Genomic DNA, 21,122 nt, shown 5'->3' with positions numbered 1-21,122 from the left:
GCGAGCCTCACGTCCCCGGCGGGCGGTCAGGACGGTTCGAGGCCGTCGTTGAGCCTTCGAACCTTCCTCATGCGTCCCGAATTCACCGCCGTCGTCGGCACGATCGTCGTCTTCGCCTTCTTCGCCATCTTCACGGGAAGTGCGGGTTTCCTGACGGTGGCGATGACGCGCAACTACTTGGAGGTCGCCGCCGAGATTGGGATCATCGCCGCTCCCATCACGCTGCTGCTCGTCGCCGGCGAGTTCGACCTTTCGGTCGGCTCCATGGTGGCGGCCAGCGAGGTCATCATCAGCTACCTGACGGTCGATGCCGGCTGGTCGCTCCCGGCGGCACTCGGGGCGGCGGTGGTGGCTGCGGCGGCCGTCGGAACGATCAACGGCTACCTGGTGGTCAGGACCAAACTGCCGTCCTTCATCATCACCTTGGCGATGCTCTTCATCGTGCGGGGCGCGGCCCAGGGCGTGCTGCGCATGCTCACCGGGACGAGCACGATCGACGGTGTCCGGGAGGCCGTCGGCGCCGCGCCCTCCGCGCTCCTGTTCTCGTCCACGGTGGGTCCGCTCTCGATCTCCGTCGTCTGGTGGATCGCCATCACCCTGCTGGCGGCCTGGGTCCTCGACGGGAGAGTCTTCGGCAACTGGATCTACGCGACAGGCGGCAATCAGGCCGCAGCGGTGCGGACCGGCATCCCGGTCAATCGGGTCAAGATCCTCCTCTACGTCGCGGTCGCGGTTTCGACGACGCTCGTGGCCGTGCTCGATCTTTATGCGATCAACCAGGGCAGCGCCAATGCCGCGACCGGCCGGGAATTCGAGGTCGTCACGGCGGCCGTGATCGGCGGCGCGCTCCTCACCGGAGGGTACGGATCGCCGATCGGCACGCTGTTCGGAGCGCTGCTGTTCGGGATGGTCGATCAGGGCTTCTTCTTCACGCCTTTGCCGGACGTGTGGTTCATGACCTTTCTCGGCCTGATGCTCCTCCTGGCCGTGTTCATCAACAACTACACCCGCATGCAAGCGCTCAAGCCCCGGGGGAGGAGTTGATGGACGGCAAACCTTATCTCGAGGCGCTCGCCGTATCGAAGTCCTACGCCAATGTCGCGGCGCTGCAGGACGTGACCATCACGGTCCGGCCCGGCGAGGTCGTCTGCCTGCTGGGAGACAACGGCGCCGGCAAGTCGACCCTCATCCAGGTGCTGAGTGGCGTCGTGCAACCCGACACCGGGACGATGCGGATCGCCGGCGCGGATGTGCGCTTCGCGTCCCCGAACGACGCGCTCGACAAGGGGATCGCCACGGTGTTCCAGGATCTGGCCGTCGTGCCGATCATGCCGGTGTACCGGAACTTCTTCCTCGGGCGTGAACCGACGATCGGCTGGGGTCCCTTCAAGCGCTTCGACAGTCGGCGCGCGATCGCCACCGCAGAAGAAGCGTTGCGGGACCTCGGCGTCAGCGCCGGTGCCGTGCGCCGGCCGATCGGCACGCTCTCGGGCGGCCAGCGGCAAAGCGTTGCCGTGGCCCGCGCCGTCCATTTCGGAGCCCGCATCCTGATCCTCGACGAGCCCACATCCGCCCTCGGCGTGAAGCAGTCCGAGATGGTGCTGGACTACGTCAGGAAGGCCAAAGAGCGTGGGATCGGCGTGGTGTTGATCACCCACAACGTGCAGCACGCCTACCCCATAGGCGACACCTTCGTCGTGCTGTTTCTCGGCCGCCAGCTGGGCACGTTCAAGAAGACCGACCTCAGCGAGACGCAACTGATGAAACTGATGGCCGGCAAAGTCGACGGCATCCCTGGCATCCCCGCGGTGGCCTGATGAGCGAGACACCGACAGACGCCGCGATCCGGGACGGCCTCGAAACCCGGTCGAAGACGGTCACGCTGGAGGGCACGGGCCCCGTCTTCGTCGAGGCGGGACCAAGAGCCGTCCTGATGCTCCACGGCTGGGGTGCGTCGCCCGAAAGCCTCCGCTTCATAGCAGCCGGCGTCGCTGGCAGCGGGTATTCCGTTTTCGTGCCGACGCTTCCCGGACATGGCACCTCCGCGCAGGACATGACGGCGACGGGGCCTCTCGACTGGGTCACGGCCAGCCGCCATGCGCTGAGGTGGCTGTTCGATCGTTTCGGCCCGGTCTTCGTTGTCGGTGTCTCGATGGGTGGAACCCTCGCGCTGCAGATGGCGGCGCTCGACCCGGCCCTGGTCGCCGGTGTCGCCGTCGTGAATGCTCCTCTCGTCCTGATGCAAGCACAGTTCGCCATCGACCTGATGTCCGGACCAGCCGAGGAGCTTCTCCCGGCGTGGCACGGGCCGACGTTCGTCGGGCCCTCTGTCGAGGAGATCACCTATCCGGAGCGGAGCCGGAAGAGCGGCGTCGATCTTCTGGCCATGGCGGCACTTGCACGCGAGGTCCTGCCCCGCGTCGCCGCCCCTTTGCTGATCCTGCAATCCGTGCAGGATCCGGTGGTCCCCAAAGACAATGCCGAGATGATCAGAGCACAGGCTGGCAGTCGATCGAAGCGGATCGTCTGGTTGCTGAACTCCCTGCACGCTTCCCAGCTCGATCTCGATCGTGACGAGATCGTACGTCTGGTCGTGGAGTTCATCAGCCCGCTCGTGTGAACCCAGGACCCCGAGCTTCGACCGACATGGTGCTTCCGCCCGAAGCTCTCCCGTGATGCCGTCCGCCATCCTGGCCAGGCGGAGGATCCGCTCACGCGAGTGAGGCATCGATACACGTTGTTGAGGACTGTTGCAGATCTTCCTAGCTGACGCGAGCGCCTTCATGCCTTTCAACCCTCAAACATATTTCTCGCACACGATCGATACTGCGCAACAGATTGAGAGCTTCAACGCGGAGAGACGGATCTCGGTCGCTTTCCGTCCCGTTTCAGGCCTGACGCCCTCGCTGACCTTCGAGGGCGGGCAGAGCTCGTCCCTCAGCCTCTGGCAGACGACGTCACGAAGTGGGTTCCTTACGGTGCCGAACGACGATCTCGAAGTCTTCACCGTCCGTTTCGTGACTGACGGCTCCATGGTCCGACGCGACCATCGTGAACAGCATATCGGCCGGCCCGGTCACGCCATGATGGTGTCGTTCGACGCCATGCGCAGCGAGGAGGCCTCGGCGGACTTCGCAGCCGTGAGTGGGACCGTGACCCGGACCGCGCTTGCCGCCGCTCACACGTTTCTAGAGAAGCCGAAGCGGCAGGGTCACTTACCGCGCTTCGAACCGGTCGTGGACGCGACGGGGCTCCCGTTGCAGAACCTGATGCGAACCATGAAGCGAGTGGTGGGGCAGTTGAGAGAGGGTGTCCAGACATCCGATCTGGTCTTTCCGCTCCTCGAGGAGATCATGGTGTATCGGTTGCTGACCGCGTGGCCCCGCGAGGACTTGGACCGTGTTCCGAGCGGCCCCGTGGGCCCGCAGCCGATCAAGCGCGCAAAGGCGTACATCGACGGTCATCTCGCGGAGAAGATCCTGCTGTCCGATGTCGCGAGTGCGGCCGGCGTGGGCGTGCGTCGCCTGCAACTGGTGTTCAAGGGTGAATTGGGTAAAACTCCGGTGCAGTTCATCTTGGAACGGCGCCTCGACCGCGTCCGTGCCGACCTCAAGCACGCGAACGACGACGGTGCCTCGATCGGCACGATCGCGACCCGATGGGGTTTCACCCACATGGGTGACTTCGGCCGGCGTTATCGGAAACGCTTCGGCGAAGTCCCGAGCGTGACCCGGCGCGGTTGACGTCACGGAGAGGGGCTCCACACAGGCGCCGATGGCGCTGTTCAGCCCAACCTGCGGCAGTGTCGATGACGACACTTCGGGAACAAGACACTCGCGTCGCCGACCTGGTCGATGGTCGCCCGGCTGGGGCGGACGGAGGTCGCTGCGGGCGATGGCGGTCATCGTGGATGCGGCGGAATTTCTGAGCAATAAAGTGCTCCCCGAGCGTCTGGTCGGCTTGGCACTGCGGCAGCATCCGAGCACTGTCGCGGACAGCACCGCATTGGGCGACCGCGATCAAACCCACGAGCACAGCGAATGAAGCTGATCTGCCTGTCGCTCCCGGTGCAACGGGGCTGTATCGCCCAGCATGAAGATGCGTCATCGTCGCCGCGGCGAGCGTGACGCTGCACGATACGACTGATCTCCGCCCGATGCCGTTGTCCAGAGCCTGTCCGGCGATGCTGCCACTGCGCGCTGGACGTGGTGTTCACGCGGACACGATAGCTCCATCGGCTCTCGCTCCGTCGCCGGTCTTCGTGCGACGACTGAAGATGCGTCGCACACTGGCCGCTGCCGACCGCCGGACAGGTGGGCGGAGCCTCCGATCGACCCTTATCGTCACGGCGACGCCGGAGATCGCCAGCGCGGCATCGGCTTTCTCCGAGCCGCCTTGGCGGCTCCAAGCCGATGGAACTGCCCTCGACTCGAAGTCGGAGCGAATTCGCCGGGGGCGAAAGCGCTTCGGCCCGGTGGGAGGCGACGGGCACGGGCCGGGATGGCTGCGCGGCCGGCTCGGAGTCCGCCGATGCCGGCACCGTCGGCATCGTTCGCCAGTCCGGGGCGTCGCGCGCCTGGGCCTCCGTCAGCCCGCCGCCTGGTCCGGCACCGGCGCGACGCCGAGGATCGCCGCCTCGCGCACGAGGTCGCAGAAGCTGTCCGTCGCGTCCGAGGTGCCCCGCGCCGCCTGCACCATGACCATGTCCAGCGCGGGCAAGGGGGGCAGGCCGGAGTCTTCGCCGAGTTCCGCCACGCCAGGCCCATGCATCTGCCGTCCGAAGGCCGTGACGCCGACCCCGGCCAGCACCGCGGCCTCGAGCGTGGCGAAGCTGTGGCTCTGGAACATGGCACGCCAAGGCCGCCCGGCCCGGCGCAGGGCATCCAGCATGACGCGACGGCTCTCGCTCGGCTCCGGGATCAGGGCGAGGTCGACCGGATCGGGGACGGGGTGGGGCGTGTCGGCGCGGCCGTACCAGCTGAACGGCTCCACCCACAGCCGCTCGCCGCCGCTGCGCCCGGCCGGGCGCTTGGCGATGACGGTGTCGAGCCGGCCGCCGTCCAGCCCGTCGAACATGATCTTGCTCAACCCGCATTCGACCTCGAAGGAGAAGCCCGGATGTTGTCGCGTGAACAGGCCCAACACGGCGGGCAAAACCGTGCGGGCGAAGTCTTCCGTGAGCCCCAGCCGGATCACCCCGGCGACTTTGGGATGGGTGAAATGACGGCGCGCATCCCCGCCGATCTTCAACATGGCGCGGGCGTAGATCAGGTAGGCTTCCCCGTCGGGCGTGACCTCGACACCGCGCCCGCCCCGGATCAGGAGCTGGCGCCCGAGCGCCGCCTCGACGGCGCGCACCCCCTGGCTCACCGCCGATTGCGTCACGCCGAGCGTCGCGGCCGCGCGGGAGAAGCTTCCCTCCGCGGCGACCGCCGACAGCATCCGCATCTGGTCGAGGTCGAAGGGTTCCGTCGACAAGGGCCTCTCCATGTTCCGTCTCAGAGATTGGATAGCGCGATTCGGATCCTGTGAATACGCGAGCCGACTATCAGTCCCGCTTTCACCAGTCATCACTTGAGCTGATAATCGGTCTGCCGTTCCGCTCGCTGTTGACATGGCGTTCGACTTGTCAGATCTGTTGGATATAAGAACAGATACATCCGAGATGGGGCTCAACGGCAACCGGGCGGGGTGTCGACTGCGGTCGACGTCCCCAGGCGTGGCCGGCCGAGGCTGCAATCGCTCCCTCATGCTGCCTCGCATGGCCCCATCGCATCCGAATCCCACCCCGGCCCGTGGCCGCACGCCGCGTCGCGGAGCGCGGTGAACCGCTTCCAGGTGTCTCGTCAGCGCGGTCGGCCATGCCGCCGCGGCAGGAGAATCCATGTCGTCGTCAACAGTCGCAGACCTCATCGTCGCCACGCTGAAGGGGGCGGGCGTCAAGCGCATCTTCGGGGTCGTGGGCGACAGCCTGAACGGCATCACCGATGCGCTGCGCCGGGACGGCACGATCGAGTGGCTGCACATGCGCCACGAGGAGGCAGCCGCCTTCGCGGCCTCGGGCGAGGCCCAGGTCACGGGCACGCTGGCGGTCTGCGCGGGCTCCTGCGGGCCGGGCAACCTCCACCTCATCAACGGCCTCTACGACGCCCAGCGCACCCGCGTGCCGGTGCTGGCCATCGCGGCCCATATCCCTTCGGCCGAGATCGGCTCGAACTATTTCCAGGCCACCCATCCCGAGATCCTGTTCAAGGAATGCTCGCATTACTGCGAACTCGTGTCGTCGGCCGAGCAGATGCCCCGCATGCTCGACACCGCCATCCGGGCCGCCGTCGGGCACCGCGGCGTGTCGGTGCTGGTGATCCCGGGCGACGTCGCCATGCTGAAGACCGACGCGAAGCCGACGCCGGCCGCCGCGCTGCTGCCCCCGCCGAGCGCCGTGACGCCGCGCGCGGCCGAACTCGACGCCCTGGCGGCGATGCTGAACGGGGGGAAGCGCGTCACCCTGTTCTGCGGGCGCGGCTGCGCCGGCGCACATGGGCCGCTGATGCGCCTCGCCGAGGCGCTGAAGAGCCCGATCGTCCACGCGCTGGGCGGCAAGGAACACGTCGAATGGGACAACCCCTACGACGTCGGCATGACGGGGCTGATCGGCTTCTCGTCCGGCTACCACGCCATGATGGGCTGCGACGTGCTCCTGATGCTCGGCACGGACTTCCCCTACCGGCAGTTCTTCCCGACCGATGCTCTGATCGCGCAGGTCGACCTCTTGCCCGAGAACCTCGGGCGGCGCTGCAAGCTCGACCTCGGGCTCGTGGGCGACGTGGCCTCGACCGTGGAAGCGCTGCTGCCGCGCCTCGACGCGAAGGCGGACCGCGCCCACCTCGACAAGAGCCTGGCCGACTACGCGAAGGCGCGCGAGGGGCTCGACGAGCTCGCCACCGGCGAAGCCGGGCACGAGCCGATCCATCCCCAATACGTCGCCAAACTGGTGAGCGAGATCGCGTCGGACGACGCGGTCTTCACCTTCGACGTCGGCACGCCCACGGTCTGGGCGGCGCGCTACCTCGCGATGAACGGGCGCCGCCGCATGCTGGGCTCCCTGGCGCACGGCTCCATGGCCAACGCGCTGCCGATGGCCATCGGCGCCCAGGCGGTCGACCGCGGCCGGCAGGTCGTGTCGATCTCGGGCGACGGCGGCTTCGCCATGATGATGGGCGAGTTCATGTCGCTCGTGCAGCTGAAACTGCCCGTGAAGCTCGTCATCATCGACAACGGCACGCTCGGCTTCGTCGAGCTGGAGATGAAGTCGTCCGGGCTCCTCGCGTTCGGCGTGGAGCTGCAGAACCCTGATTTCGCCGCCGTCGCGAAGGCCATGGGGGTCCATGCCGCCCGCGTCGAGGACCCGGCCGACCTGCGCGGCGCGCTCGAAGCCGCCTTCGCCCACCCCGGCCCGGCGCTGGTCGACGTGGTGACGAACCGCCAGGAGCTCGCCATGCCGCCCAAGATCACGCTGACCGAGGCCGCGGGCTTCAGCCTCTGGGTGGCCAAGGCCGTCCTCAACGGGCGCGGCGACGAGGTGCTCGACCTCGCCCGCACCAACAGCCTGTCGGGCTTCTTCCGGTGATGGCGCGCGTCCCGGCCCAACCCCACCTTCAGAGATCGGAGTGACGTCATGCCGCTCGTCCGCGTCGACATGCCGGCTGGCCGATCGCCCGAAGTCCGCGCCGCCCTGGGGGATGCCATCCAGCAGGCGCTCCACGACGCGCTCGGCGTGCCCCTGGCGGAGCGCTTCCAGGTCATCGCCGAGCACCCGCCGGGCGGCCTCGTCGTCGACCCCGGCTATCTCGGGATCGCGCGCTCGGCCGAGGCCGTCATCGTCCAGGTGACGCTCAACCGCGGGCGTGACGCCGCCAGCAAGAGGCATTTCCACGCGACGCTGGCCGATGCCCTGCAGGCCGCGACCGGCATGCGGCGCGAGGACCTGGTGGTGAGCCTCGTCGAGGCCGGCCCCGAGGACTGGTCCTTCGGCAACGGCGACGCGCAGCTCGCCTGATCCCACACCCCTTCCAGGAGACTCCTCCGATGATCCGTTGCGTGCGCATCTGGACCGGCCCCGACGGCGATACGCTGTTCGAGGAGGGCGCCGTCGACCTGCCCAAGGGCGAGCGCGGGGACGTGCTGAGCGGGACCGTCGAGGCGGCCAGCATCTCGTTCCGCGAGACCGAGCCCGGCGGTTCCTTCTCGCCCCATCGGGCGCCCACCCGCCAGTTCGTCATCACCCTGGCGGGCACGCTCGAGTTCAGGACCGCCAAGGGCGCGACCTTCACGATCCGCCCCGGCGACATCCTGCTGGCCGAGGACACGACCGGCAGCGGCCACAGCTGGCGCCTGATGGACGACCAGCCCTGGCGCCGCGCCTACGTGATCGTCGGCGCCGACACTCCCGTGCCCTTCATCAAGAGCTGACGCCCGCGACCCGCGAAACGGAGAGATCCCTTGCCTGAAACACACAGCTCCGACAGCGTCGACGTGGTCCTGATCGGCGCCGGCATGATGAGCGCGACCCTTGGGACTTTCCTCAAGACGCTCGACCCCGCGCTCGACATCGCCATGTTCGAGACCCTGCACGATTGCGCTCAGGAAAGCTCCGGCTCCTGGAACAACGCCGGCACCGGCCATGCCGCCAATTGCGAGCTGAACTACACGCCCCAGCGCCCGGACGGCAGCGTCGACATCGCGAAGGCGCTGGAGGTCAACACCGAGTTCGACCTGTCGCGCCAGCTCTGGGCCTTCCTGGTCAAGCAGGGCGCCATCCCGGACCCGCGCGCCTTCATCCACCCTTGCCCCCACATGAGCTTCGTTTGGGGGGCCGAGAACGTCGCCTTCCTCAAGGCGCGCTACGGGGAGATGTCGGCGCACCATTGCTACGAGGGCATGGAGTACAGCGAGGACGGGGCCAAGATCACGGAATGGGCGCCGCTCATCATGGAGGGGCGTGCGGCCGGGGAGCCCGTCGCCGCCACCCGCATGGTCACCGGCACCGACGTCGCCTACGGGTCGCTGACGCACCTGCTGGTGAAGCACCTGTCGGAGCAGCCGGGCTTCGATGTCCATTACGAGCACAAGGTGACCGGGCTCGACCGCGACGGCGACCGCTGGCGCGTCACCGTCGCCGACATGACGGACGGCTCGTCCTCGACGGTGACGGCGAAGTTCGTCTTCATCGGCGCGGGCGGCGGGGCGCTGCCGCTGCTCCAGAAATCCGGCATCCCCGAGGGCAAGGGCTACGGCGGGTTCCCGGTCAGCGGCATCTGGCTGCGCTGCGACGCGGAAGGGCTCGCCGAGCGCCACCACGCCAAGGTGTACGGCAAGGCTTCCTCGGGCTCGCCGCCCATGTCGGTGCCCCATCTCGACCTCCGCATCATCGACGGCAGGAAGTCGCTGCTCTTCGGCCCCTACGCGGGCTTCTCGACGCGCTTCCTCAAGCACGGCAAGCTGACGGACCTGCTCGGGTCGCTGACGCACGACAACATCGTGCCGCTGCTCGACGTCGCGCGCGACAACGTCCCCCTGTCCGAATACCTGGTCGGCCAGGTGATGCAGAGCGCGGCGCACCAGTTCGACACGCTGAAGCAGTTCTTCCCCCGTGCCCGAAGGAAGGACTGGCGCGAGGACGTCGCAGGCCAGCGCGTGCAGACCATCAAACCGCACATGAGCACGGGCTGGTTCAAGCACGAGGAAGGCGTGCTGGAGTTCGGCACGGAGATCGTCAAGGCGGAGGACAAGTCCATCGTGGCGCTGCTCGGCGCCTCGCCGGGCGCCTCGACGGCGGCCTCCATCGCGCTCGACGTGATCGAGACGTGCTTCGGCGACCGCCTCACCGCCGACGGCTGGATGCCGAAGCTGAAGGAGATGGTCCCGACCTACGGCATTGACCTCAAGACCGACGCCGACGCCTGCCGCCGCACCCGCGCCGACACCGCGCCCGTGCTGCGGATCGACAACGTCTGAACCGCACTCCGCCGGACCGGCCCCGCGCCGCCGGGATACCCTGACGCAGACCGCATCCTCGTCCCCACGCTCCAGGAGAGCCCAATGCTCGGCTTTGGAACCAACGACCATCCGACGATGACGGACGTGCCGATCGGCCTCGACGCCAAGGGCACGCGGAAGGAGTTCGACTCGATGGGCACCGTCGCGGTGCCGGCCGACACGTACTACGGGGCCCAGACGGCGCGCTCGCTGGTGCACTTCTCCATCGGCGGCGACAAGATGCCGATGCCCGTCTACCACGCCTACGGCGTCGTCAAGAAGGCCTGCGCGCTCGTCAACCGGGCGGAGGGGCGCCTCGCCGGTTGGAAGGCGGACGCCATCGTCCGCGCCGCCGACGAGACGATCGCGGGCAAGCTCGACGCCCACTACCCGCTGTTCGTGTGGCAGACGGGCTCGGGCACGCAATCGAACATGAACGTCAACGAGGTGCTGTCGAACCGTGCCATCCAGTTGCTCGGCGGCACGCTCGGCACGCAGCAGCCCGTCGGCCCCAACGACGACGTCAACATGGGCCAGTCCTCCAACGACACCTTCCCGACCGCCATGCATGTCGCGACGGTCGGGCAGATCGACGCTCACCTGCTGCCGCAGCTCGACGCGCTGGCCAAGGCCATCGAGGTCAAGGCGACGGACTGGATGGGCGTGGTCAAGACCGGCCGCACCCACCTCGAGGATGCGACGCCGCTGACGGTGGGCCAGGAATGGTCCGGCTACGCGGCGCAGATCCGCGGCGCGATGGCGGCCGTGGAGGCGTCGAAGGCGGGACTCTTCGAGCTGGCCGTCGGCGGCACGGCCGTCGGCACGGGGCTGAACGCCCCCAAGGGGTTCTCCGTCGCGGTCGCGAGGCAGATCGCCGAGCTGACCGGCAAACCCTTCGTCACGGCGCCGAACAAGTTCATGGCGCAGGGCTCGCTCGACGCCATGGTGCGGGCGAGCGCGGCGCTGCGCGGCGTCGCCGTGGCGCTGATGAAGATCGCCAACGACATGCGCTGGCTGGCCTCGGGGCCGCGCTGCGGCCTCGGCGAGCTGAAGCTGCCCGCCAACGAGCCCGGCTCCTCCATCATGCCCGGCAAGGTCAACCCGACCCAGTGCGAGGCCATCGTGATGATCTCCATCCAGGTCCTGGGCGAGGATGCTGCCGTGGCCTTCGCCGGAAGCCAGGGCAACTTCGAGCTCAACGCCATGCGGCCCATCATCATCAACAACGTGCTGCACATGATCCGCATCCTCGCCGACGGAGCCGAGAAGTTCCGGACCTTCTCGGTCGAGGGCACGGACCTCGACAGGGCGAAGATCGCCTCCTACGTCGGCAACAGCCTCATGCTGGTGACGGCGCTCTCCCCCGTGATCGGCTATCAGAAGGCGGCCCACATCGCCGAGAAGGCCGAGGCCGAGGGCACGACGCTGCGGGACGCCGCGCTGGCGTCCGGCGACGTCGACGCCGCCACCTTCGACCGCGTCTGCGACCCGAAGGGCATGGTGGGCGAGGGTACCGCCGGCGCATGACGCCGGGCGGCGGGAGCGGCGAGGAACCGACGACACGGGCCGGCGACCCCGGCCTGATGCTGGTCGGTCGGCTCGCGTCGCTCCTGTTCATCCATGGCCAGACCACGGAAGGCACCCGCGTGGCCGTGCGACAGGTGGGCGAGGGCCTCGGCCGCGACCTGCTGCTGCTCGACGCGCACTGGGGCGGCCTGACGATCTCGGCGGACGGTCCAGCGGCCGACCTGCGGGTGCCGGCGACGCCGCTCGCGATCGACATGGGGATGGTCGGCGCGGCGGAAGCGCTGGTGGCGGTGGTGCGGGCGCGGCGGGTCGGCGCCGGCGAGGCGCTCGCGGCACTGGCGGCAGTGGAACGGAGACCGCCGGTCGGCCTCGCCCGCTTCGCCGCGGCGGCGGGGCTCGGCGCCGGCGCCCTCGCGGTCATCTTCGGGGCCACGGACGTCGCGACCGTGGCGCTCGCGGCGGCGTCTGCCGGGGCTGGTGCCGGCCTGCGCCGCGCGGCGTCGCGGCTGAGCGGCAACCCGTTCCTGCAGCCGTTCCTGGCGGCCCTGCTCGCCGGCATGGTGACGGCCGCCGCCCTGGCATTGCGCCTCCCGGCTTCGGCGAACCTCGTCGCCGCCTGCCCCTGCATGGTCCTGGTGCCCGGGCCGCATTTCCTCAACGGCATGCTCGACCTCGCCCGGGCCCGCATCCCGCTCGGCGCCGCGCGGCTCGCCTTCGCCGGGCTGATCGTCGCGGCGATCTGCGCCGGATTGCTGATCGGACTCTCGCCCGAGGCCGCGGTCCTGCCCGCCGGCGGGGCAGCCGCGCCCGTGCCGCTGACCGCCGACGGGCTGGCGGCGGGGCTGGCGGTCATCGCCTACGGTTCGTTCTTCAACATGCCTTGGAGAACGCTCCCGGCGCCGGTCGTGGTCGGGGTGCTGGCCCATGCGCTGCGCTGGGAGTTGCTCGCCCGCGGCGCCAGCGTGCAGTCCGGCGCCTTCGTGGCGTGCCTGTTCGTGGGCGCCGTCATGACACCCGTCGCCCACCGGTTCCGCTTGCCCTTCGGCGGGCTGGCCTTCGCCTCCGTCGTGTCGCTGATCCCCGGCCTCTTCATGTTCCGCACGGCCTCGGGGGTCATGGCTCTGCTCGGCGAGCCCGGCGTGGCGTCGCTCGCCATCGTGGCGAACCTGCTCGGCGACGCCGCCACGGCCTGTGTCGTTCTGCTGGCGATGACGGCGGGCCTGCTCGTGCCGAAGATGCTCCTCGACGGCGTCGCGGGCTTCCGCTCCCGCGGATCCGCCCCGCGAAGAGGGTTCGGCCCCGTGCGGCCGGGCGACACCGACGCGGCAGCGGCATGGTGCGACCGGAAGCCATCCGGAGCCTCCCGGAGGGCGGAATGACCTTCGGCGCCCGTGCGCATCGCCCGCGTTCCCCTCGGCTTCGCGTCTCCGAAAACCACGGCGATCGCCGTGCCCCGCCAGCAGGACGGCCTCGACCCACCGTGGCAAGCGCGCCCGCGCCTACCATCAGGTGTTGACGCACTGGTCATATGAGGTAATGATAAGTCCAATAGAAAGCTCGCGGGAGGTTACATGTTCAGGACGGTGCTCCTCGGGCGCTTGATGCTCGCTGCCGCCGCTTGCGCCGTTCTGGCCGCACCGGCGCGCGCTGAAACCACATTGTCGGTTTGGACGATTCCTTGGAGCCCCGCGGCGCATACCGCTTTCGGCAGCATGATCAAGGATTTCGAGGCGAAGCACCCCGACGTTCACGTGCAGGACACCAGCCGCGGCGTCGACGAGCACAAGACCGCGATGCGCGTCTCGGCCGGCTCCGGCCAGGGTCCCGACGTCTACTTCATGTGGGGTGGCCTGGGGCTCGGCGGCGAGTTCGCCATGGCGGGCGTCAGCGCGCCGCTCGACCGGTACTACGCCAGATATCGTTGGGACGATCGGTTCACCCCGGCGAGCCTCAGCGACTCGAAGCGCTACCCGGGGGGACGTCACGGCGTCCCTTTCCTCATCCACGGTGAGGGCCTCTACTACAACAAGGCCCTGTTCGCGAAGGCCGGCATCACGGCGCCGCCGACGACCTACGACGACCTCGTGGCGGATGCCGAGAAGCTCAAGGCGGCCCGCATCCCCGCCATCACCTTCGGCGGCACGGTCAACTGGCACCTCATGCGCTTGATGGACGTCATCCTCGAAGCCAAATGCGGAGCCGCCAGGCACGACGCCCTCATGAGCATGAAGCAGGACTGGACGACGGAGCCTTGCGCCACCCAAAGCTTCGCGGAACTCAAGAGGTGGGCCGACAACTTCGTGCTCAAGCCGTTCATGGGGCTGGCCGACGACCAGGCGCAGAGCCTCTTCTACTCGGGTCGCGTCGCAATGGCGCTCGAAGGCGATTGGTTCGTCAACATGATCGCCCAGCACGGCGATGTCGACAAATACGGCCTGTTCCTGATGCCCACGGCCACCGACCGGCTTTATTTTTTCAGCGAGTATTTCTATATCAACAGCAAGAGCCAGCATCAGGACGCTGCCGCAGAATTCTTGGACTTCATCACCTCTCCCGAGGAGCAGCAGAAATATCTCGGATCGTTCAGCTCGATCTCGGTGGCCAAGGGCGTCGACTACCGCTCGGACCACGTCGAACTCGACCGGACCTGGCGGGACATCTTCTCGAACGTTTCCGCGACCTATGCCAACGGCGATCAGGCCTTCCCGCTCGACGTGACCACCGAATACTGGCGGGTCATCAACAAGATCGCCACCGACGACATGTCGCCAGCGGAGGCCGTCAAGGCCATGCAGACCTTCGTCAGCAATCGCAAGACTTGACCCGGCCGTCGATTTCGGGATCCGATCGGGACGGGCACGCACATGGCAATGGGTGAACCAGACGCGTCGGCGCTGCACCCCGCTCCGACGGCTCGGCCGCCTCGGCCCTCGCTGGGCCGAAGCATGCCGATGCAGGGCGCGATCCTGCTCGGACCGGCCCTCCTCGTCTACGGCGTCTTCTCCATCTGGCCGATGCTCGACGTCGTGAGACTGTCTTTCATGCATTGGGACGGTCTCGCGCCGGTGCAGACCTTCGTGGGTCTCGACAATTATCGAGACATTTTGCGGGACGATCCGGTCTTCTGGGTGGCGTTCGACAACACCCTGATCTGGACGGCCCTGTCGGTGGCGATCCCACCGTCGATCGGCTTCGCGATCGCCATCGGCGTCAACCAGCCCCTCACCGGGCGGAACGCGTTGCGGGCGGCCTTCTACCTGCCGGTGATCATCGCGTCGATCGCGGTCGCGACGATGTGGCGTTGGATGTACGACCCCTTCTTCGGGGTCATCAACGCGGCCCTGACGGCGCTCGGTCTCGACGGCCTGATCGGGGATTGGCTGGGCGACCGTCACATCGCCCTCTATTCAGTCTTCGTCGCCTACTGCTGGCAGAACGTCGGCGTGAGCATGGTGCTGTTCCTCGCGGGCCTCCAGACCGTGTCGCCGACACTGCTCGAGGCGGCCCGCATGGACGGTGCCGGGCGATGGCAGCGCTTCCGCCATGTCGTGCTGCCGGCGATGCGGCCCACCATCACGATCGTCGTCATCCTGACGCTGATCAACTCGCTCAAGGCTTTCGACATCGTCTACGGCATGACGCACGGCGGGCCGGCCCAGTCGACCCAACTCATGGCGTTCTGGGCGTTCTGGCAGTCCCTACAGCTGCACGACTTCGGCCGGGGAAGCGCGATCGCCGTGGTGTTGCTGGCCATCACCCTGGTCATCGTCATCCCCTACCTGCGCTGGTCGCAGGCTCGCGAGGCGGCGGCACGATGACGGCGATGACGCCGACCGCGACCCCGCGGGGCGAAGACGCCGGGCGGAGGCGTCCGCCGCGGGATTGGGTGCTGGTGGGCCTGTGGATCAGCCTGGTCCTGCTCGCCGTCCTTTGGCTCGCCCCCTTCGTGTTCATGGTCTTCACCGCCTTGAAATCGGACGCCGACATCAACGCGACGGCAGCCTACGCCCCTCCGACGGGTCTCGACTGGGGCAACTTCACCGATGCCTGGGTCCGCGGCAACTTCTCGACGACGCTGAAGAACAGCGTGCTCATCACCGTCGTGAAGGTCCCCTTGGGCATCCTCGTTTCCGCCATGAGCGCCTATGCGCTGGCGCAGATCAGGTTCCGCGGCAACCGGCTTCTCTTCCTGCTGATCCTGCTCGGCACGATGATCCCGTTCCAGGTGCTGCTCGCCCCCCTGTTCACCATGGTGAACAGATTGGGTCTGATCGACACCTACGCCGGCATCATCCTCCCTTACATCGCGTTCGGCGTCCCGTACCAGGTCTTCGTCCTCTACGGGTTCTTCCGTCAGCTTCCGAAGGAGATGAGCGAGGCCGCCCGCATCGACGGCGCCTCCCACGTGGTGATCTTCTTCCGACTGTTCCTGCCCCTGTCCCTGCCGGCCCTGTCGGCGCTCGTCATCCTCGACTTCGTCTCCACCTGGAACGAGTTCGCCATGGCGCTCGTCCTCCTGCAGGACAGCAGCAAGTGGACCCTGCCGCTCGGACTCATGGCCTTCCAGGGCCAGTTCTCGGCCGCCTACGGGCCGCTCAACGCCGCGATCATCATGACGATCCTGCCTGCGACGATCGTCTACCTCATCTTCCAGCGCTTCTTCGTCGGCGGTCTCACGCTCGGTGCCGTCAAGGAGTGAGCGCCCTTTCGGCCTCCAGACAAGGAACGAACGATGACGCAGGCAAAGACCGTCGCGCTCTGGGATGTGGCGGAGTTCGCGCTGACGGGTCCGGTCCTGAACCATCCCTTTGCCGACGTGGACCTCACGGCGACGTTCGCGCAGGGGAACCGGAAGATCCAGGTCACCGGGTTCTACGACGGCGATGACGCGGGACAGCCGACCTGGCGCTTCCGCTTCATGCCGGATCGGCAGGGCGAGTGGCTGTACCGCACGGCGAGCGCAGTCGCCGAGCTCGACGCACGGGAGGGCGCCTTCACCTGTGGGCCGCCGTCGCCCGGCGCGCACGGACCCGTCCGGGTGCGCAACACGTTCCATTTCGCCCATGCGGACGGCACCCCCTACTATCCGTTCGGGACGACCTGCTATGCCTGGACGCACCAACCCGAGGCCATGCAGGAGGAGACGCTCGCGACCTTGGGGGCGAGCGGCTTCAACAAGGTGCGCATGGGTGTCTTCCCCAAGCACTACATCTACAACGAGAACGAGCCGCTCCATCCGATCTTCGAGCGCCGCCCGGATGGCTCGGAGGATTTCACCAGGCCCAACGTCGTCGCCTTCCGCCATTTCGAGCGACAGGTGGAGAAGCTCATGCGCCTCGGCATCGAGGCCGACGTCATCGTGTTCCATCCCTACGACCGTTGGCACTATTGCGACATGTCGTTCGAACAGGATTGCGCCTACGTCAAATACCTGACGGCCCGGCTCAGCGCCTACAGGAACGTGTGGTGGTCCCTGGCGAACGAGTTCGACTTCCTCCTCGACGTCAAGCCCATCCCGCAGTGGGACCGGTACTTCCACGTCATCGAGGAGCATGATCCCAACCGGCACCTGGCCTCCATCCACAACGGGGAACCGGAGGTCATGTTCGACCATCGGAAGCCCTGGGTCAGCCACGTCTGCGTGCAGAACACCGAGGTGAAGAAGACACCCGAGTGGCGCCGCCAATGGGGCAAGCCGCTCGTCAACGACGAACTCGAATACGAGGGCGACATCCCCAGGCCCTGGGGCAACATATCGGCCCGCGAACTCGTGCATCGGTTCTGGATCACCGTCCTCGGCGGCGGATATGCCGGCCATGGCGAGACGTTCCTGCATCCCGATGACCTCCTATGGTGGGCCAAGGGGGGCAGCCTGCGGGGCGAGAGCGCGCCGCGGATCAAATTCCTGCGCAAGCTGATCGAGGACGATGGCCGCCATGGACTGACGCCGCTCGTCGACGACGGGCGCTGGGAGTTCCGCCGCGTGTCCGGCGCACGGGACGGCGACGTCACGTTCCTTTATTTCGGCGAACATCAACCGCGCGAGTGGGCGGTCGGCCTGCCGAAACGGGACGGCGACTACGCCATCGACCTGATCGACACCTGGGACATGAGCGTCACGCCGATCGAGAAGGCGCCGTTGCCGGTGTCACCCGCCCTCCGTCAGCGCGGTGGCGCCATCACCGGCGACAGGCCCGAGGCCGCCTTCGGCATCCGGCTTCCAGGCCGACCTCACATGGCCGTCCGCGTCAAACCGCGATGAGGCTCGGCCGGCGGCTCGGCGGCTTCGGACCGGATGGACAACCCATGAAAGCTCACAGCTCGTCCTGAGCGACCAGGCGGTATCCCGAACCGACCTTCACGATCGTTCCACGGCTCGGAAACGGGAAGTGGAACCCCTGCACAAGCATGTCTTCGGACGCAGCGAGGTCGTAGATCCGGTGGCGCTGGGCGGCCGCCTCCACCCCGTCCATGTCGAGGAAAATCTGCCAATCCGGGTGGACCACGAACAGCGTGGGAGTGTTCGTCACGTCGGACTGCACCAACATCGACCGACCGCCGGACCGCACGAGGAACGAGGTGTGTCCCGGCGTGTGACCCGGCGTCCCGATGGCCGTCAGACCGGGCAGCAACTCGTCTGCCCACGCGAACCGGGACACGCGCTCGCCGAGCCTTGCGAAGATGCGACGGTTGAGGGCGAAGAGGTCCGCCACGCGGCCCTGCGCTGCCGCCATGCGCGCATCGTCCATCCAGAACGCCCATTCCGGAGCCGGCACGAGGACACGCGCGCGCGGGAACGCCGGGGTGCCATCGGCCGCGATGAGGCCGCTCACGTGATCGACGTGGAAATGCGAGATCACCACCACATCGATCGACTCCGGATCGATGCCGGCGACAGCCAGGCTTCGGAGCAGCAGGCCGCTGGTGGCGCCCTTGGCCTGCCCGCAGGCTTCCCCGAACCCGGTGTCGATCAGCACCCGCCCGCCCGCGGTGTCGATGACCACCGGGTTGTCATACATCTCCATCTGCCCCGGCGGCAGACCCGACGCTTCCAATGCGGCCAGGACCGCTCGACGGTCGACGTTGACCACGAGCCCGTCTGGCAGCGGGAAGCGACGCACGCCGTCTGCCACGGTGGTGACGCGAATCGCGCCGACGTCACGGGACGCGGCCCGCGGCAGATCCATCATGACGACCTCCTAATTAGAGTCGAACGATCTCGACGACACGGGAAGGGTGGTGGGCGACGAGTGTCGGACCGGACGTCGCGGATCGCGGCCTCGTCGACGATGCAGCATCCCGCGGCAGGGTCGTGGGCCCGCTCCTCGGCCCACGCGTTTGAGGCTCGCAGCATGACCGATGTCTTCGGCTGCAACACACGCGTCGGTCGACGCCGATGTCACACAGGCGACGTTCTCCCCCCGATGTTGTCCTGCGTTTCCGGTTGAACGCGGCAGCCGTTCAGGAAGCGGCTCAGCATGTTGAACCATGAGATGGTCAGGATGTACTTCCTTGCGCCGGTGTTCCCGTAACGCGCGATCAGCCGCGCGAGTGTCCCATCGGAGAGTGTCGCGTCCGTGCAAAGCTCGTCGCATGCCGCGCTCATCTCGACGATCCGCTGGTCGAGGCCCGTGACGGGGCCGTCGGCACACATGGCATCGATCTCTTCTTGTGAGCAGCCGACGTTCTTGGCCATGACGGCATTGGCCTGCCACTCGTAGGCCGAGTTCAGCTTCTTGGCGCAACGCAGGATGATGAGTTCGCGGAGCCTGACATCGATGCCGCTCGCCGTGAACACGGCACCGATGAGGTCCGCTATCGGCTTGAACATGTCTTCGGTTCCCGCAAACATGCGGGAAACGTTCAATGGAGCTCCCGCCCTGAGGATCGCCTTGGCGGCTTCGGTCAGTTCTCCGTCGGTGGGAAGCGGGACGACGACGTCGTGGTCGACAAACACGGGAGGCATATTCATGACGTGGATCTCCGAAGGTCGATCGATGCGAAGTTTCGCATGTGGTTCCGGGTCGACGCGGCCGATGACGATCGTGCTCCGCGCCTCCTGACCGGAGCGCTTTCGCCTTCGGCGACTCCAACTCCGAATCGCGGGCAGTTTCACCGGCCCGGAGTCGCCAAGGCGGCGGCTGGAGACGCGTGCAGACGGTGGGTCGTCGAGGAAGGCCCGCTCATGCTCAGCGGACGAATCCACCAGAGAAGCCATGTCGCGCCATCCCGTCATCGACAAGGAAGAGACGCGACACCCTGCATGGTGAACTCCGCGGCCTTGCGCTCCTCCTCGGGGGCGAGCGGGTCTCCTGCGATCCGAGCGGATGCCGATCTCAGCTTGTCGTTGCACGAGCAGGCCGGCACTTGGAAATCGACGGTACACGCATCGTGGTGCATGCAAGCTTCGTCGAGAGCATCGACGGGTGCTGGATGTCGACCCTTGTTGCCCGGACCGCAATAGTTGCCGTGATACACCAACTCACCGTGCATCAGGCCATTGACGACGTCCTGCGCCCTGACGGGCGACACCAAGGGGTGCAACAAAAGCCCGACCACGGCGGTGAGGACGATCGAACGGTAGTTCATGGCGTGAAGTCCTTTCTCGATACTCGCCGGGTGGCGCCGATCAGCGTTGTAGGTCGATGACCACGTCCTGCACGTCGGTGCCTTGGACCTGAAGCCTGATCGCCTGTCGGCGACCGTCGGCGCGAGCGGAGAGCCGGATGGACACGCCGATCGCCTGGAGGTCCGCCGTCATGTCACCGCTCTTCGATAGTCGACCCGTGACCGTGCCTTCCGCCTGTCTCGTCGTCTCTTGCCAAGCGCCCGAAAAGCCGGTGCCGTCGGCCGTCAGCTGGGTCAATACATGCACGCGATAGCTGTCGCTGGCGCAATTCATGTCGATGTTCATGGCCTGGGCATCGGGCCGCATCGCATATGCGGCCTTACAGCGGATCGGCTCACGCGAACCATCCGCCATCACGATGGATCCACGGCCGGACCAGTTCCCGGCAAAACGCGAGAAGCCGTCCGACGCGAAAGCTGGATGGGCCAAGCTCACCATGGCGGCTGCGGACAGCGATGCGATCGCGGCCGAGTGGCGAACGGAACTCGTCTTCCTCATGGTCTCAACCCCGTTGGGTCCGCATCGATGATGTTTGACGCGGTCCGGATCAGTCGATGATCGTTGCCGTCCTGTGCCCCCCGCATGATCGAGCACTCACGCGGCAGTCTGGGACGCGCGCTCCAGACACGAGATGACGGTGGCGGTCCAGCCCGTCTGATGACTGGCGCCCAGTCCCCGTCCCGTTTCGCCGTGGAAATGCTCATAGAACAGAACCAGCTCGCGCCAGTAAGGATCCACCGAATATCGATATTCCTCTCCATGGCAGGGGCGGCGTCGCGCAGTGTCGGGTAGGAAGAGACTGGAGAGTCGCCGCGACAGCTCTTCGCTGACCTGTTTCAGGTTCATGAATACACCCGTTCCTGTCGGGCACTCGACCTTCAACTCATCGCCATAGGCCGTATGGAAGCGTTCCAGGGTCTGGACGATCAGG

Annotated in this window: 20 protein-coding genes and 1 pseudogene; 15 read left to right on the top strand and 6 right to left on the bottom strand. The window is 67.3% G+C overall.

All coding sequences use genetic code 11. The annotated features are described in order from the left end of the window. The first annotated feature begins 48 nt into the window (after positions 1 to 48). The 5 genes from D3272_RS24865 to D3272_RS27565 all read left to right on the top strand — a co-directional run bounded on the left by D3272_RS24865 (position 49) and on the right by D3272_RS27565 (position 4,044). Positions 49 to 1,044 carry an ABC transporter permease gene (locus tag D3272_RS24865; protein WP_207210308.1) on the top strand — a complete coding sequence of 332 codons (996 nt, stop codon included), beginning with the start codon at positions 49 to 51 and terminating at the stop codon, positions 1,042 to 1,044. Next, positions 1,044 to 1,817: an ATP-binding cassette domain-containing protein gene (locus D3272_RS24860; RefSeq protein WP_129221928.1), complete on the top strand. Its 774-nt coding sequence runs from the start codon at positions 1,044 to 1,046 to the stop codon at positions 1,815 to 1,817. Before D3272_RS24865 ends, D3272_RS24860 begins: the two co-directional genes overlap by 1 nt. Beyond that, the gene (locus tag D3272_RS24855; RefSeq protein WP_129221927.1) at positions 1,817 to 2,620 is read left to right on the top strand and encodes an alpha/beta hydrolase; all 804 of its coding nucleotides are present in this window, start codon (positions 1,817 to 1,819) and stop codon (positions 2,618 to 2,620) included. The genes D3272_RS24860 and D3272_RS24855 overlap by 1 nt, the downstream gene beginning before the upstream one ends. Before the next feature lie 130 nt (positions 2,621 to 2,750). Continuing rightward, a complete protein-coding gene (locus D3272_RS24850; protein WP_129221926.1) occupies positions 2,751 to 3,743 on the top strand; it encodes a helix-turn-helix domain-containing protein in 993 nt (330 codons plus the stop codon). Positions 3,744 to 3,894: 151 nt separating this feature from the next. Further along, positions 3,895 to 4,044 carry a hypothetical protein gene (locus D3272_RS27565; protein ID WP_165361520.1) on the top strand — a complete coding sequence of 50 codons (150 nt, stop codon included), beginning with the start codon at positions 3,895 to 3,897 and terminating at the stop codon, positions 4,042 to 4,044. Positions 4,045 to 4,587: 543 nt separating this feature from the next. Here D3272_RS27565 and D3272_RS27560 read toward each other — a convergent pair. Continuing rightward, on the bottom strand, positions 4,588 to 5,478 hold the full coding sequence (locus tag D3272_RS27560; protein WP_165361519.1) for a LysR substrate-binding domain-containing protein: 891 nt from the start codon (positions 5,476 to 5,478) through the stop codon (positions 4,588 to 4,590). A 406-nt stretch (positions 5,479 to 5,884) separates the two neighbouring features. Between D3272_RS27560 and poxB the strand changes: the two genes are divergently transcribed. From poxB to D3272_RS24795, 10 genes are all read left to right on the top strand, one after another. Then, entirely contained in the window at positions 5,885 to 7,627 is a 1,743-nt protein-coding gene (poxB, locus tag D3272_RS24840) for a ubiquinone-dependent pyruvate dehydrogenase (protein ID WP_129221924.1), read from the top strand. 48 nt (positions 7,628 to 7,675) lie between these two features. Further along, on the top strand, positions 7,676 to 8,056 hold the full coding sequence (locus tag D3272_RS24835; RefSeq protein WP_129221923.1) for a tautomerase family protein: 381 nt from the start codon (positions 7,676 to 7,678) through the stop codon (positions 8,054 to 8,056). Between the two features lie 29 nt (positions 8,057 to 8,085). Beyond that, positions 8,086 to 8,469 carry a cupin domain-containing protein gene (locus D3272_RS24830; protein ID WP_129221922.1) on the top strand — a complete coding sequence of 128 codons (384 nt, stop codon included), beginning with the start codon at positions 8,086 to 8,088 and terminating at the stop codon, positions 8,467 to 8,469. Between the two features lie 84 nt (positions 8,470 to 8,553). Next, the gene (gene mqo, locus D3272_RS24825; RefSeq protein WP_129221943.1) at positions 8,554 to 10,014 is read left to right on the top strand and encodes a malate dehydrogenase (quinone); all 1,461 of its coding nucleotides are present in this window, start codon (positions 8,554 to 8,556) and stop codon (positions 10,012 to 10,014) included. Between the two features lie 84 nt (positions 10,015 to 10,098). Then, on the top strand, positions 10,099 to 11,562 hold the full coding sequence (locus D3272_RS24820; RefSeq protein ID WP_129221921.1) for a class II fumarate hydratase: 1,464 nt from the start codon (positions 10,099 to 10,101) through the stop codon (positions 11,560 to 11,562). After that, positions 11,559 to 12,941 (top strand): threonine/serine exporter family protein, encoded by a 1,383-nt coding sequence (locus tag D3272_RS24815; protein WP_129221920.1) that lies wholly within the window; start codon positions 11,559 to 11,561, stop codon positions 12,939 to 12,941. Before D3272_RS24820 ends, D3272_RS24815 begins: the two co-directional genes overlap by 4 nt. A gap of 192 nt (positions 12,942 to 13,133) precedes the next feature. Further along, positions 13,134 to 14,384 (top strand): ABC transporter substrate-binding protein, encoded by a 1,251-nt coding sequence (locus tag D3272_RS24810; protein ID WP_129221919.1) that lies wholly within the window; start codon positions 13,134 to 13,136, stop codon positions 14,382 to 14,384. 129 nt (positions 14,385 to 14,513) lie between these two features. Further along, positions 14,514 to 15,380, top strand: coding sequence for a carbohydrate ABC transporter permease (locus tag D3272_RS24805; RefSeq protein WP_245496777.1), 867 nt, complete (start codon positions 14,514 to 14,516; stop codon positions 15,378 to 15,380). Further along, a complete protein-coding gene (locus tag D3272_RS24800) occupies positions 15,377 to 16,261 on the top strand; it encodes a carbohydrate ABC transporter permease (protein ID WP_129221917.1) in 885 nt (294 codons plus the stop codon). The genes D3272_RS24805 and D3272_RS24800 overlap by 4 nt, the downstream gene beginning before the upstream one ends. Positions 16,262 to 16,294: 33 nt before the next feature. After that, entirely contained in the window at positions 16,295 to 17,824 is a 1,530-nt protein-coding gene (locus D3272_RS24795) for a DUF5060 domain-containing protein (RefSeq protein WP_129221916.1), read from the top strand. Between the two features lie 52 nt (positions 17,825 to 17,876). On the opposite strand, the gene D3272_RS24790 is transcribed toward D3272_RS24795, so the two are convergent. From D3272_RS24790 to D3272_RS27555, 5 genes and pseudogenes are all read right to left on the bottom strand, one after another. Continuing rightward, positions 17,877 to 18,752, bottom strand: coding sequence for an MBL fold metallo-hydrolase (locus D3272_RS24790; RefSeq protein WP_129221915.1), 876 nt, complete (start codon positions 18,750 to 18,752; stop codon positions 17,877 to 17,879). A gap of 209 nt (positions 18,753 to 18,961) precedes the next feature. Beyond that, entirely contained in the window at positions 18,962 to 19,780 is an 819-nt protein-coding gene (locus D3272_RS24785; protein ID WP_165361518.1) for a carboxymuconolactone decarboxylase family protein, read from the bottom strand. 14 nt (positions 19,781 to 19,794) lie between these two features. Next, entirely contained in the window at positions 19,795 to 20,151 is a 357-nt protein-coding gene (locus D3272_RS24780; RefSeq protein WP_129221913.1) for a phospholipase A2 family protein, read from the bottom strand. Positions 20,152 to 20,191: 40 nt separating this feature from the next. Beyond that, positions 20,192 to 20,689 carry a hypothetical protein gene (locus tag D3272_RS24775; protein ID WP_129221912.1) on the bottom strand — a complete coding sequence of 166 codons (498 nt, stop codon included), beginning with the start codon at positions 20,687 to 20,689 and terminating at the stop codon, positions 20,192 to 20,194. Positions 20,690 to 20,785: 96 nt separating this feature from the next. Then, positions 20,786 to 21,122, bottom strand: a pseudogene (locus D3272_RS27555) (MGH1-like glycoside hydrolase domain-containing protein); the annotation flags it as partial.

This window comes from Lichenibacterium ramalinae (genome assembly GCF_004137085.1).
Classification (GTDB): domain Bacteria; phylum Pseudomonadota; class Alphaproteobacteria; order Rhizobiales; family Beijerinckiaceae; genus Lichenihabitans; species Lichenihabitans ramalinae.
The sequence above is the reverse complement of the archived record's forward strand: the minus strand, read 5'-3'. Positions and strand labels throughout refer to the sequence as shown.

Excerpts from the sequence above, each read along its gene's own strand:
- mqo (WP_129221943.1), top strand. The coding sequence starts at position 8,554 with ATGATGAGCGCGACCCTTGGGACTTTCCTCAAGACGCTCGACCCCGCG.
- D3272_RS24795 (WP_129221916.1), top strand. The coding sequence starts at position 16,295 with ATGACGCAGGCAAAGACCGTCGCGCTCTGGGATGTGGCGGAGTTCGCG.
- D3272_RS24790 (WP_129221915.1), bottom strand. The coding sequence starts at position 18,752 with ATGATGGATCTGCCGCGGGCCGCGTCCCGTGACGTCGGCGCGATTCGC.
- poxB (WP_129221924.1), top strand. The coding sequence starts at position 5,885 with ATGTCGTCGTCAACAGTCGCAGACCTCATCGTCGCCACGCTGAAGGGG.
- D3272_RS27565 (WP_165361520.1), top strand. The coding sequence starts at position 3,895 with ATGGCGGTCATCGTGGATGCGGCGGAATTTCTGAGCAATAAAGTGCTC.
- D3272_RS24805 (WP_245496777.1), top strand. The coding sequence starts at position 14,514 with ATGCAGGGCGCGATCCTGCTCGGACCGGCCCTCCTCGTCTACGGCGTC.
- D3272_RS24780 (WP_129221913.1), bottom strand. The coding sequence starts at position 20,151 with ATGAACTACCGTTCGATCGTCCTCACCGCCGTGGTCGGGCTTTTGTTG.
- D3272_RS24855 (WP_129221927.1), top strand. The coding sequence starts at position 1,817 with ATGAGCGAGACACCGACAGACGCCGCGATCCGGGACGGCCTCGAAACC.
- D3272_RS24810 (WP_129221919.1), top strand. The coding sequence starts at position 13,134 with ATGTTCAGGACGGTGCTCCTCGGGCGCTTGATGCTCGCTGCCGCCGCT.
- D3272_RS24835 (WP_129221923.1), top strand. The coding sequence starts at position 7,676 with ATGCCGCTCGTCCGCGTCGACATGCCGGCTGGCCGATCGCCCGAAGTC.
- D3272_RS24785 (WP_165361518.1), bottom strand. The coding sequence starts at position 19,780 with ATGGCTTCTCTGGTGGATTCGTCCGCTGAGCATGAGCGGGCCTTCCTC.
- D3272_RS24830 (WP_129221922.1), top strand. The coding sequence starts at position 8,086 with ATGATCCGTTGCGTGCGCATCTGGACCGGCCCCGACGGCGATACGCTG.
- D3272_RS24860 (WP_129221928.1), top strand. The coding sequence starts at position 1,044 with ATGGACGGCAAACCTTATCTCGAGGCGCTCGCCGTATCGAAGTCCTAC.
- D3272_RS24820 (WP_129221921.1), top strand. The coding sequence starts at position 10,099 with ATGCTCGGCTTTGGAACCAACGACCATCCGACGATGACGGACGTGCCG.
- D3272_RS24775 (WP_129221912.1), bottom strand. The coding sequence starts at position 20,689 with ATGAGGAAGACGAGTTCCGTTCGCCACTCGGCCGCGATCGCATCGCTG.
- D3272_RS24815 (WP_129221920.1), top strand. The coding sequence starts at position 11,559 with ATGACGCCGGGCGGCGGGAGCGGCGAGGAACCGACGACACGGGCCGGC.
- D3272_RS24800 (WP_129221917.1), top strand. The coding sequence starts at position 15,377 with ATGACGGCGATGACGCCGACCGCGACCCCGCGGGGCGAAGACGCCGGG.